This is a genomic window from Psychrobacillus sp. FSL K6-4046 (genome assembly GCF_038624605.1).
In the GTDB taxonomy this organism is placed as follows: domain Bacteria; phylum Bacillota; class Bacilli; order Bacillales_A; family Planococcaceae; genus Psychrobacillus.
Map to the genome: position 1 here is coordinate 1132307 of NZ_CP152020.1, position 12736 is coordinate 1145042.

At 38.2% G+C, this 12736-nt stretch carries 11 protein-coding genes; 5 read left to right on the forward strand and 6 right to left on the reverse strand.

Translation table 11 applies throughout. The annotated features are described in order from the left end of the window. The 3 genes from qoxC to qoxA all read right to left on the reverse strand — a co-directional run bounded on the left by qoxC (position 1) and on the right by qoxA (position 3549). Positions 1 to 597: a cytochrome aa3 quinol oxidase subunit III gene (gene qoxC, locus MKY09_RS05460; RefSeq protein ID WP_169359919.1), complete on the reverse strand. Its 597-nt coding sequence runs from the start codon at positions 595 to 597 to the stop codon at positions 1 to 3. Next, a complete protein-coding gene (gene qoxB / locus MKY09_RS05465; protein WP_169359918.1) occupies positions 594 to 2543 on the reverse strand; it encodes a cytochrome aa3 quinol oxidase subunit I in 1950 nt (649 codons plus the stop codon). Before qoxB ends, qoxC begins: the two co-directional genes overlap by 4 nt. Positions 2544 to 2604: 61 nt before the next feature. Next, entirely contained in the window at positions 2605 to 3549 is a 945-nt protein-coding gene (gene qoxA / locus MKY09_RS05470) for a cytochrome aa3 quinol oxidase subunit II (protein ID WP_342567807.1), read from the reverse strand. 770 nt (positions 3550 to 4319) lie between these two features. Between qoxA and MKY09_RS05475 the strand changes: the two genes are divergently transcribed. The 4 genes from MKY09_RS05475 (at position 4320) to MKY09_RS05490 (ending at position 6815) form a co-directional block, all read left to right on the forward strand. Beyond that, on the forward strand, positions 4320 to 4832 hold the full coding sequence (locus tag MKY09_RS05475; RefSeq protein WP_342567808.1) for a hypothetical protein: 513 nt from the start codon (positions 4320 to 4322) through the stop codon (positions 4830 to 4832). A gap of 34 nt (positions 4833 to 4866) precedes the next feature. Next, on the forward strand, positions 4867 to 5412 hold the full coding sequence (locus MKY09_RS05480) for a hypothetical protein (protein WP_298468880.1): 546 nt from the start codon (positions 4867 to 4869) through the stop codon (positions 5410 to 5412). 132 nt (positions 5413 to 5544) lie between these two features. After that, positions 5545 to 5754, forward strand: a complete 210-nt coding sequence (locus tag MKY09_RS05485; RefSeq protein ID WP_342567809.1) for a hypothetical protein — start codon at positions 5545 to 5547, stop codon at positions 5752 to 5754. Positions 5755 to 5969: 215 nt separating this feature from the next. Further along, complete coding sequence (locus tag MKY09_RS05490) at positions 5970 to 6815, forward strand: hypothetical protein (protein ID WP_342567810.1); 846 nt, start codon at positions 5970 to 5972, stop codon at positions 6813 to 6815. Positions 6816 to 7129: 314 nt separating this feature from the next. On the opposite strand, the gene MKY09_RS05495 is transcribed toward MKY09_RS05490, so the two are convergent. Further along, positions 7130 to 7546 (reverse strand): hypothetical protein, encoded by a 417-nt coding sequence (locus MKY09_RS05495; protein ID WP_342567811.1) that lies wholly within the window; start codon positions 7544 to 7546, stop codon positions 7130 to 7132. Between the two features lie 181 nt (positions 7547 to 7727). Here MKY09_RS05495 and MKY09_RS05500 point away from each other — a divergent pair, with 181 nt between their 5' ends. Next, positions 7728 to 8858 (forward strand): hypothetical protein, encoded by a 1131-nt coding sequence (locus MKY09_RS05500; protein ID WP_342567812.1) that lies wholly within the window; start codon positions 7728 to 7730, stop codon positions 8856 to 8858. A 149-nt stretch (positions 8859 to 9007) separates the two neighbouring features. Here MKY09_RS05500 and MKY09_RS05505 read toward each other — a convergent pair whose 3' ends face one another. After that, positions 9008 to 12025 (reverse strand): efflux RND transporter permease subunit, encoded by a 3018-nt coding sequence (locus MKY09_RS05505; RefSeq protein ID WP_342567813.1) that lies wholly within the window; start codon positions 12023 to 12025, stop codon positions 9008 to 9010. Positions 12026 to 12295: 270 nt separating this feature from the next. Continuing rightward, complete coding sequence (locus MKY09_RS05510) at positions 12296 to 12724, reverse strand: GNAT family N-acetyltransferase (RefSeq protein ID WP_342567814.1); 429 nt, start codon at positions 12722 to 12724, stop codon at positions 12296 to 12298. Between the last annotated feature and the right edge of the window lie 12 nt (positions 12725 to 12736).

Here is a 12736-nt window from a genome sequence, read left to right on the forward strand (position 1 = left end):
TTACATCATTCCTTTCAAGTAGATGAAGCTGAAGATGAAAATCCAAATCACATCTAGGAAATGCCAATATAGTGAGAAGATAAATGACTTATTAGCCGTTTCCGGAGTCAAGCCACGTTTTTTGATTTGAAGGAGAATAAATAATCCCCAGAACAAACCGAATGTTACGTGCAAGCCGTGTGTTCCTAGCGTCGTCAATAAAATCGCAGTGAAGGCACTAGTTTGAAGTCCAGCTCCAACATGCACATAGTGCATAAACTCATAAATTTCTACTCCAAGGAACGCTGCTCCTAGAAGAAGAGTGATCGCAAAGAAAGTCATCGTTGCTTTCGTACGATTCAATCGCATTGCATGAATAGCAAGTCCGATTGTAAAGCTACTCGTTAAAAGTAAAAGTGTTTCGATTAACACTGGTGTTATTTCAAAAATTTCTGCACCAGAGGGACCGCTACCTACGCGGTTCTCTAGGGTGAAGTAGGAGGCGAAAAGTGTTGCGAAAAGCATAATTTCCGCTCCGATGAAAATCCAAAAGCCTAATATTTTTAAGCTATTTTCTTCTGTGCTGTATTCTAGTGGAAGTGACTTATCTACCTTCATTTTTTAGCACCTCGCAATTTTCTTTCCGTTTCTTCGATTTCCTCTACCGAAATATATCTTCCGTGATCCTGTTCAAACGAACGGTAAGCTAGACAGCCTAAAATACCAATCAATGAAACAATGGCAAGTGGCCATATACTGAAGACCATCGCAAATCCAAAGACGAAGAAGATACAGCTCATGATAAATGGTAAACCGCTATTATTCGGCATGTGAATTTTCTCAACTTTTCCTTGGAATAACTCATAGCCGTTTTTCTTAGAATCCCAAAATGCTTGTGTTGAATCAACTTGTGGTGTAACTGCGAAATTATACTCAGGTACTGGAGTGTGAGTAGCCCATTCAAGTGAACGTGCATCCCATGGATCGTCTCCGATATCGCGAGAAGCATAACGGATGCTCCAGTAGATATTGTAAACAAGTAACGCGAATGAAATTGCCATTACACCGGCTCCGATGAACGAAACCATATTCCACATTCCAAAGCCTGTTGACTCTGAATATGTGTACATACGACGTGCTTGACCGTCTAATCCCGTAATATACATTGGGATGAAGGCAAGAACGAATCCAATAGACATTAACCAAGCAGTCCATTTTCCTAATCGCTCGTTTAACATGAAACCGAATATTTTCGGCCAATAGTAAGTAAGACCAGCTAGCATTGCGTAAACAACACCAGGAATAATTACATTATGGAAATGGGCTACTAAGAACATCGTATTATGATATTGATAGTCGGCTGCTGACATAGCAAGCATTACTCCTGTAACTCCACCTAGTGTGAACAGTGGAATGAACATGATTGAGTAAAGCATTGGTGTCGTGAACTCGATCTTCCCTTTCCAAAGGGTGAATAGCCAGTTAAAGATCTTGACCCCTGTTGGAACAGCAATTGCCATCGTTGTGATGGAGAAGATACTGTTAGACAGTGGACCTTGACCCATTGTAAAGAAGTGATGGGCCCAAACGACAAAGGATAGAAGAGAGATCACTACCATAGAAGCAACCATCGACTTATAGCCGTATAGATTGCGTCGTGCAAAGGTGGAAATAATCTCACTGAATATACCGAATGCCGGCAGGATTAGGATGTAAACCTCTGGATGTCCCCAAACCCAGAACAGGTTGGCCCAGAGCATATCCATACCACCATTGTCTGTTGTAAAGAAGTTCGTTCCAAACAGTCGGTCCATCGTTCCCATTGCAAGTAATACAGTTAATACAGGGAAAGCGAACACGATAATTACGTTAGCGATAAATGCTGACCATGTGAACATTGGCATCTTCATTAGTGTCATACCAGGTGCTCTCATTTTCAGTATCGTTGTAATAAAGTTAATACCAGTCATTAACGTACCCAGACCAGCTATTTGTATTGCGATCATATAGTAGTTCGTACCAACAGAGGCACTGAACTCGTTACCTGCTAGTGGGAAGTAGGAAGTCCATCCTGCATCAGGTGATCCACCTACGATGAAGGAAATGTTGAATAATCCCATACCCATAAAGAACAACCAGAAGCTAAGTGCATTTAAACGTGGAAACGCAACATCTCTAGCTCCGATTTGTAATGGAATAACGTAGTTAAAGAAAAAGATGATAAACGGCATTGCCATGAATAAAATCATTACTACTCCGTGCGTGGAGAAGACTTCATTGTAATGCTGTGAATCTAAAAATGTGTTTTCTGGCACCGAAAGCTGATAGCGCATCATAATTGCGTCTACGCCTCCGCGGAAAAGCATTAGTAATGCAGATAGCAAGTACATAATACCAATACGCTTATGGTCTACAGTAGTGATCCATTCGCGCCACAGGTATCCCCATTTCTTGAAGTAGGTAATACCTAAAACTATCGCAAGCATCGTAAGGCCGATACCGACCATGGATGCATATATCAAAAAGCTTGGATGTGGTACGGCAAAGCGATCAAAGAAATCCATACTTTTGTTTCTCCTTTCAGGAATCTATAGCTTGGACTATAGTAATCTGGTAAACCTTCTATTAATGATGAGAATGCTCGGATTCTTCATCGGTATTCGTTTGTTCATGATTCTCATGCTCGGATTCCTCCATGTCATGATGCTCGTGATCTGCATCCTCTTCGTCTGAATCATGGTCGTGACTAGGAGCAGGGGAGAATTCTAAATGTGTTCCTGTATACGTAGAGCGTCCAAGATGTCCTGGCTCTAATAACTCTTCAAACTTGTCTTCTGTAAGTGCTGGTGCAGTTTCATGTACTTCCTCTACCCATTCCTCAAAATCAGCATGAGACATAGAGGTAACGTCAAAGATGTTTTCTGCAAATCCGGATCCACTGAAGTTCGCATTTCTTCCCATGAATTCGCCTTCCACATCAGCTGCTAGGTGTAAGGTAGTAACCATGTCAGACATTGCATACTTTTGTCCGCCTAGCTGTGGAATCCAGAAGCTAGTTATTGGTCCATGTGAATATAATTTAAACTCAATCGCCCGATTAGCGGGGATATATAAGTAGTTAACTGTTTCGATATCTTGTTCTGGATAACTAAAATGCCATTTCCAGTTGGAGGAAGAAGCATAAATGATTAACGGCTCTTGATCCTCATAGCCTTGAGGTGTCGACTCAACGATATAGTTACTTCTTACCGATACGATGGAAAGAAAAATAACGATTAAAATAGGAACCCCGACACAAATTGCTTCCACAATTGGATTTCCTTCTATATGAGGTGGCTCATAATCCTCACTTTGCTTAGAAGCACGGTATTTTATTAACACAAATACTAAAATAGCTAAAACGACAATTACGATCCCGGACATCAGGAAAATAGATAGCATAATATCATTTGCCTGTGTTTCGGCCTGTGGACCTTTAGGATCTAAAACAAGTAATGGCTCACAGCCTGTTAACACAGTGACAATAGTGAAAACCATCGTCAAAAGAGCCCACTTCCATTTTAATTTCATTGTTGTACTCCTTTCCAATCTATTATAAAAAGCTCAAATAACTAGTATTGGTTCAAAGAATTTCTCTCTGTGCCTCTATCTTATTACCTTCCATTTAAAAAAACGAACAATAAAACCGGACTTCACAAATTCTTCAAGAAGATTTGAACGTTCTTTTACACAATTGTAAATGTGACAAATTTATTCAAAAAAGCGTTGGAAACCATAAAGGATTAGTTGATGAAAGTTGACGCTTTAGGCTTTGGTGGCAGCTAGGGAAAGGGTTTTCTTGGAAGGGGTTATTGAGTTGAGCCCATAAACTACCTGAAGGTGTCCCATAAACAAAAGAAAAGCGCCCGTAAAAGTAATAAAGCGCCCATAACCAGGCAAGAAATGTCCCATAAAGAGGGTGAAAAGTGCCCATAAATAGGTCAGAAGTGTCCCATAAAGTTATGTAAAGCGCCCATACCAGTGAGTACCGCCCATAAACTACCTGAAAGTGTCCCATAAACCAAAGAAAAGCGCCCGTAAAAGTAATAAACCGCCCATAACCAGGCTGGAAGTGTCCCATAAAGAGGGTGAAAAGTGCCCATAAATAGGTCAGAAGTGTCCCATAAAGCAATGAAAACGGCCCATACCCGTATGGCCCGTCCATAAATCATAAAACTCAAAACTGGTAAGTACGGAAATCATGGTGTCATCTCCATTTCTCTTAAATAACATCACCAAATGCAAAAAAAGGATATAATTGTTATAAGGTGTATTTATTATTTTGTGAGGAGGTTTAAGGAATGGCTGAGCTACATAAAAAGAGTGCGAATGATACCCATTATTGGAAGGCATGGGTGTATCGAAAGAAATTGTATGTGGAATCTGGAATCATTGGGGTTAATAAGAATAAGGAAGAGATTCAGCTTGGACTTTTTGAAAACGGTAAGAAGCGTCTTGAAAGATTAGTAGAGGAAAAAAGAAATCAAGGGTTTGTGGATAGCATGGGGCCAGAGGAGCTTATCATTCATATCTATAATAATGGAAGTTGGTCACATGAAGATTTACAAAATGCGAGTATGGAGCTTTGTAAGCTGATAGAAAAAGAACTAGATGAAACTGGTGTTGGATTTACCGATGGTGTGGGTATAGGTGACGATCAGATGGTGAATATATTTTGCATGGTAGATGATCTGGATATAGCAGTTGAAAAAATTCGACGTGTAATTTCAATGCAGAAGCTAATAGATAATAATGATATCTTCTTATATGAAAGGAATGTAGAAGATATCAATCTATTAAAAACAAGGGGATAGTTTTGGCGACTATATACAAAGGGGATGTGTACAATTGAAAATTTTAATGATTAAGAAGTCGGGTAACAAAACGCTATTTTGGAATATATTCGAATATCAATTTAGAAGTCCAATTACTATTGTGAGTGGCACACTTGGAATCGAAGGTAAGGGAGAAGAGCATAAGCTGAGATTTTGGCAGAGCCCTAAAAAGTTCATGAAAAGACTAGCAGCAGAAAAGGCCAATCAAGGCTATCAGCTGGTGGAAGAAAAGGATCTCAAGAAAGTCTATATCCAATACCGGTACAATGAAGAGAACGAGGAAGAGTTTGAGATGACAGAGGATAAAAGCCTGATGGTTGAAGAAATAGTGGAAGAAGAACTTATGTACTCTGGAAACGGCTATGGATATGGATCAGAAATTGGAGCAGGTACAGGAACGAGTATATTCTATGTAATAGATGTCGAGATTGCTTATAACTCTATTTGGAAATTGCTAACGGAAAAGAAGTTAACGGATGGCGTTGAGATTGCTTATGAGGCTGAGAAGGGAAGCTATGTCTCCTTGCATCCAAAAGGGGCAGTATTTGAGCTAGTATAAGTAGTGAAGAAAGCACGTTCTATGCTATAATAGGAGCCTTAGGTAGATTAGGACCAGATGATCCCGGTTGAAAGGAAGTTTCCGAAGCTTCTTCCTTTATGTCTATTCGGAAGCTATGTCGGAGGTGTCATGATGAATAAAAGATGGACGATTGAAGAAATCCGTGAGTATGTGAAAAAGAATTCAACCAGTCAATTACTGTCGACAGAATATAAAGGTTTCTCTCAAAAATTACAGTTTAAATGTTCCTGTGGAAATGTCTTTGAAAAGACTTTAACAAAGTTTAAAGGGAGTAACCAGAAAAGCTGTACAGACTGTGCCCCAATAAAACCATCACGTTAATTAGGAAGAGAGCTGCTTTATTGGCAGTTCTTTTTTTATGGATAAAAAGTCCATACATTAAAAAATTTGCGGGTAGGATGAAAGTCTATTTTAACATTTAATGTTAAATAAATACAAAAATATTTTTAGAATACATTTTATTACCTATTTATCCAATAATGAATACTATTTTACAGTAATTATGTTAGAGTAGAGAGGAAAGGGAGAGATTAAAAATGATTAAAAAAATGATTAAATTAGTATTAGTAGGTGTGTTGGCATTGGGAATTACGGCGACCGTTAACATATCTGCTGAAGCAGCTACACATAAGGTTATGTGGGGCAAAACAGAATTAAAGGCAGGACAAATTGGTAAGGTAACCATTTTAGCAGACACGGATTTAGTTAAAATCGGTTCAAATGGATCACTTAGCAAGGTTCGCACTCTTAAAAAGGGCGATGAATATAGAGTTTATACGTATAAGGGGTCAAACGGCGGCTTATATGGATTAGGTGCAAGTAGCTTCGTGCAAAAAAGTACAAAGTTAAAATACGAAACACCATCTAAAAGCAAGCTTGCCTTGTTGAACAAGGAAGTACACGGTGGAATTACCCCAAAAGCAGGTATGAAGCTAACATATTCTCCAAGCTTTACAGAGCCTACAAAAAGAGAATTTATTACAAAAGTTGAAAATGAATTTGGTGCAACTCGCACTCTTCTGACTATACCGGGCCAGGAAATCGGTGGATATGTGTATAACGAATATACTTCTGACGAGGGAGTTTCTTCTATAGGATTTGGTGTAAATTATACAGATTGGGGCCTATTTAATGTACAATATCCTTTAATTGAAGGAAAGCAAACGAAAGAGATAGACTGGGATGGAAATGTGAGTATAATCCATAACATCAATGTAATCAGTACAACTAGCACTGTCACAGTAAAGGCAGGCACATTCCAAAATGTTGTGATATTCAAGACTTACGCGGGTTACACTTATTACTTAGCTCCTGGTGTTGGAATTATTAAAATGATAGGCAGCGATGGAATCTTAGATGCTGAATTAATTTCGTTCAAATAATATAAAAGCCAGACCAAGCGAGTTTAGCTGGTCTGGCTTTTCTTATTGTTTAGGAAATTATAAAATTCTGAACCTGTGGATAAATTGATGTCTAGCTCCGGCACCTTGCCCCTCGGGGTCAAATGGGAAAATACTGCTCCTGCGCAAGCTCGTCGCAAACAAGAGCGTTTGCGGTGGCTGTGGACCTGCCTCCTCGCATTTTCCCATTTGCCTGTCGGGGCAGACATAGGTGACTGCGCTTTTCTTATTGTTTCTAGAAAAATGGATTAATTGAAATGTGTATAGTCACAGTAAGAGATACTTTTCTCGTAGCTTCACTCCCTAGAAAGGATTTCAATCAGTTCTGTTGACTTACTCTTGTCTAGTTGAGAATACTTATGTTCTCCGTAAATAATAATTTCCACTGTAGAGTTTGGGCTGATCCACAGGCTATAAACTAATCCTTTTGCTTTTGGAGTTAGAAAAGAAAATCGGTAATCGGGAGGACGTACCATTTCTACTTTTGCATTTTCCCAATCCATCATATCTATAATCTCTTTAACTTTCTCAACATCCTCGTCATTCGTGATATCTTTGAAAACCTCGTATTTATTTTCATCCCCAACACGCTTTTGAACTTCTATTTTTTGACCTTCTATATTTTGAACTTCGTCTTTTGTAGCATTCGAACAACCCGGTATACATAATAAAATGATTCCTATGAAAGTAATAAAATATATAGTAATTCTCAATATTAATTTCCCCCTTTAGTAAGATTATATGTTTACTTACGTTAATTAAATAAATTAGAAGTTCACCCTAATCTATTTTTAAATAAAAAAGGATAAGAATTTAATGTTATAATTTCCAAAAGATAAGCGAATTGTTGATACAAGGAAACTAGATAAATAATGACATGAGTGGAGGTACAATATGAGAAAAAGAGGTTCAACTATAATTACTTTGTTTTTGTTAGTAGCTATAAGTGTCAGCATTTATTTTTACTTCAATCAACAAAAAGCTTTTGAATACTTTTTCAAATTTAATGAGAGTTATGTAAAAACACAAGTTGGGGACGTAACAATTTATAAATCCCCGCAAGTTTTGTATGATTCGCAAGCAGTTTTAGAACAGTTAGCATCGACAAGACAATTAGCACAAGATTTATTTAAAATGGAATTTACATCGCACGATTCACTTCCTATTTTTGTTACTTTACCTGGATATAAAGGTCATGAACGAATGGATACAAATACAGGAGTGTATTTAAATGAAATGGGTAGTATTTTAATCAATGGAGAAAACGAGCAGTTTGCATCATATACAACACTTCATGAATATAGCCATTTTTTATTTGATTTATATTTAAGAGAGCACGAAATATCTATTCAAGAATTACCTGCCTGGTTCACAGAAGGAATATCGGAATACTTTGCATTTCAAGTGGAACAAGCTTTCCCAGTTTTATATTCCTATTATTTCGATACTTTTCCATTTGAAAAATTACAGGAAAACCATAATGAAAATGTAAATACTATATATCTTCAAGGCTTTTATGCCATTTATGACTTAATTGAAACCTATGGGGAAGATGTAATTACTAAAGTCATTTTGGCATATAAAGAGTCTGGTGATTTTGCCACAGCTTTTGAGGCAGTAACTGACGAAGAATATGTGGCGTATCATGAAAGCTTTCGCCTAAATAAAAATAAAATCAATATGATAGCGGACAAAAATTTAGACCCAGAAAAAGTAATAACAATGGGAGAGCAACTGCTAGCAGATCAATCGAGCATAAATCCATACTCCCCCTTCGTTTTGCCATATCTAGTTACTGCGGCCTTAGAAGTAAATGATGTAAGTTTAGCTAGTACATATTTTAAACCACTTGAACAGCTGTTGTTTAATCCAAATGATTACTTATATTATGCTGTACAATTTGCAGAAGCTGGAGAAAGATCATTTGCTGATGAACTTATCGAAAAAGGTCGTTATTTTGCAGAAGCTTATCATTATGATGTAGAGATATATGAGGTAGAGGCTAAAAAAATAATAACATACTAAAACTGACATTATTAAATCATTAAAGAAATTCATTTGTTGTATTTGGATAGCATTAACAATAGATGGCTTATCGCTCGAACTTGTCGTCTCTGACAAGGGAGTGATAAGCCATTAGTTTCACTATAGAATTTTTTTAATCAAGTCATTCCTCAATCCATAGTATTAGCCAGTCTTTGCTTTTTAGATTTTCTAAAGTAGAGAAGCTCATAAATACATGGAATTACAATTAAGGTTAGTAGGGTAGCCATTGCCAATCCTCCAATTACAACGATTGCAAGGCTTTGTGATACAAGGATACCTGACTCGGCTTGCTTTAGTAACAGTGGGAGCATGGCACAGATGGTCGCGATGGCTGTCATAAAAATTGGTCGCATTCTAGTGGTGGCAGCTTCAACCAATGATTCCCGTATCGTCATTTTCTGTTCATTTTGCTTCACTCTGTCTAGCAAGACAATAGCATTCGTTACAACAACTCCAATTAGCATAAGTGCACCAAGTAGAGCAGTTATATCAATGGAAATACCACTTATTACGATTCCAAGTACAGCTCCAATTGCTGCTAATGGTAGCGAGAAGAGAATTGCAATTGGTGTGCGAATGGATTTGAAGGTTATCACCATGATTAAAAATACTAATCCAATGGAGACGAGCATCACTAAAAAGAGATCCTCAAATTCATCTGCCTGCTGACTACTAGAGCCACCTACAAACACTTCTATATCCTTTGATATTTCTATCCCTTTTTTACCCTCACCATTTCCGAATATCGCCACGTTTATTTCACTAGCAATTTCAGAAAGTCTAGCTGGATCGACATCTGCAGTAATTCTTAGATAGGTTTCCCCATCCTTGTGCAGTAGGGTAGTGGCAAGCTTTTCAGACTGTAGGGTTGCCACAGAAGCTACCGGAACAGCTCCCTCGTTAGTCATGATCTGGATAGATTCTAAATCATTTGGTTTTTCTATATTTAACAGTGGCTCGAGCATAACTGCTTTTTCCTTGCCATCTATATTAATGGTTCCGATCGGTGTTTTATTTAACATTACACCTAATTGTTGAGCAATTTGCTCTGTATTACCTTTGGAAGGGTCAACAATAAGTGAGTAGACCGTTTTCTTTTCATCTTGATTTGTAGTTACTTTATTTACGCCAGTAATAGGTTGAATTTTTTCTTGAATAGTCGGCGCAAGCTTTTCTAAGCTTTCGATATTCTCTCCGACTAAATCAATATTAATATTAGTACTGGAGCCACCCATCATAAATGAGGCTTCTGTCATTTCAAATGCGGCCCCTGCAAACATTTCTCTTTTTCCTTCAATCGACTCCATCACTATTGGGATATCATTCTTATCATGTAATAAGATACTGAAGTAAGCTTCCGTTGAAGAGCCCACCGCTCCATATTGTGCTGCCTCCGAAGGAGTACCTACTTGCGCAAAAACATGTTCTACCTCATCCATTTCGAGAATATAAGATTCCATATCCATCATGTTTGACTGCACTTCCTCGGCAGTTGTGCTCGTTGGATAGGTTAACGTGACGGTTATATAATCGGAAGAGGAACTATTGACTGCTCCTTTTGGTATTAAAAAGTATGTGCCGATGGAACCGAAAAATAATGCTGCGGAAATCAAAAAGATGACCCACTTATGATTCAACGACCAGGTGACAAGCTTTGGAAAACGAGTAGCCTCCTTATGCTCCGGTAACTTCGTGTTCTTCAATAAGCTAGCACTCATGATAGGGACCACTGTTAAAGCAACTAATAGAGAGGCTAACAGCGAATAGGTAACCGTTAGAGCAAAGGGAAGTAAAAAATCCTGTAAGGAACCATTTAACAAGCTCATGGGAAGAAAAACAGCTACAGTCGTTAATGTCGAGGCTGTAATGGCAACTCCAACCTGCTTTGTGGCATCCACAACCATTTGAACACTAAACTTCTCGGACTGCATCTTCCGAAAAATATTCTCTATGACTACTATGCTGTCATCCACTAATCTCCCAACTGCAACAGCGACACCACCAAGCGTCAATATGTTTAATGTCACACCAGATAGCGATAGCAAAAATAAGGTCAGGCATAGCGATAGAGGAATCGAAATAATCGTAATAAAGGTAGACCGAATGTTACGAAGGAATATCATGATCACAATAGTCGCAAACAATGCTCCAAGTAAAACTTCCTTCATCATCGTATGGACAGAATTTTGAACCAAGTCCGAGGAAGAAACATAAATGACGGATTCTTGCTGCGTATACTTTTCGTTTAATTCCTTTGTTACTTTTTCAACTTCCTTGCTGATCGTCACTGCATTGGATGTGCTATCCTTTGTAATACTAATATCCAGTGTATCCTTGCCATTAAAGTGACTCATAAAAGCTGAATCGGTTGCTTCCTGAATATTAGCAATGTCCTCCAGTGTTACTTCAGGTACAATGGTCATTTGCTTTAACTTATCTAAGCTAGTTACATCGCCGATGACCTTAATATTACTGACTTGACCGTTTACCGTCTTCTCTCCAACAGACACCGCAACATTTTGTCCTTGAAGTATAGTTAATACTGATTCAATGGGAATTTGATTCTCCTGCATTTTTTCCATATCCAATTGAACCGAAATGGTTGTATCATGTGCCCCGTATAAATCTACGTTGGAAATCCCTTTGATTTGCTCATAGCGTGAGATGAGCTTGTTCCTTGCAAACTCCACATTTTCAGTGGAAAGTCCATCCTCAAACGTAACAGCGATATTCACAATAGGGATCATAGACGTATGCAGCTGGGAAACTACTGGCTTCGCTATACCGGAAGGGAAGGAAATGTGTGCTAAAGCCTCTTGTACCTCCTGTTTTGCCAGCTTCATATCATATCCAGATTCATAGACAATGTCTACATGTGAATATCCATCCCCAGTTCTGGAATAGATGGAAGACTTCCCATTTATACCGTTTATTGCGCTTTCAATCGGACTTGTTACTTCAGTTTCCATTGTTTTTGCATCTGTTCCTGAACCCATTGTTATAATGGTGACCTGTGGATTATCCGCTGAAGGTAAGAACTCCATTGGCAAACGAAAGTAACTAATCACCCCAATTACTAAAACTAATACGGTCAATACAGCTATTGCTGCTTTGTTGCTAAATGCCCACCTGGTTAACAATGACACACTTGACTCCTCCTTTTAAATGAAAACAATGTGTATGAGTGCTCTTGATGTAATTTCTTTATAATTGTATAAAAATGGCAAGAATATCACATTGTTCGTGAGGATGAATTGTTACTAAGACCAGGGGCTGAAACGGATGTCATACTTAAGGTGAGTGAGCCGAAAAGTGAGCAGAAAGATTCCCGGCCTCAAGTATGGTAAGTCGGTGAGATGCAAAAAGCTCCAAGCATGGATCGCTTGGAGCTTTAGGTGAAATAGTTTAACAGTACGTCATAATTTAACTTCCATTATACAATTAACCTCTTGGAATCCAACCTGCTTATAAATCTCTTTGGCAAAGTTGGAGGCAAACACATTTAATCGGACCGCTTCATAGCCTTGTTCTTTAAAATAGGAGTTTCCTTCATTAATGAGGATTTTAGAAAGCCCTTTTCCTCTATGGGCGGGGAGAACATAAATTTCATATATAAACCCATACTTGTTGTCAGTAAAATAGTCTGTATTTTCATCTAACATGATCCAGCCTTGAATAGCTTCCTCTTCTTTAATCACTAAGTAGAAGCCTCCTTTATCTATAACCCCTTGAAACATGGCTAATGCCTTCTCTTCACTAATCTCCAGTTGCGTTGCATCAGATGCAGAGTTTACTGCATGGGAAAGAATAAATTCCATATCCTCTTTCGTTGCTTTTGTAATCATATAAATCCCCCT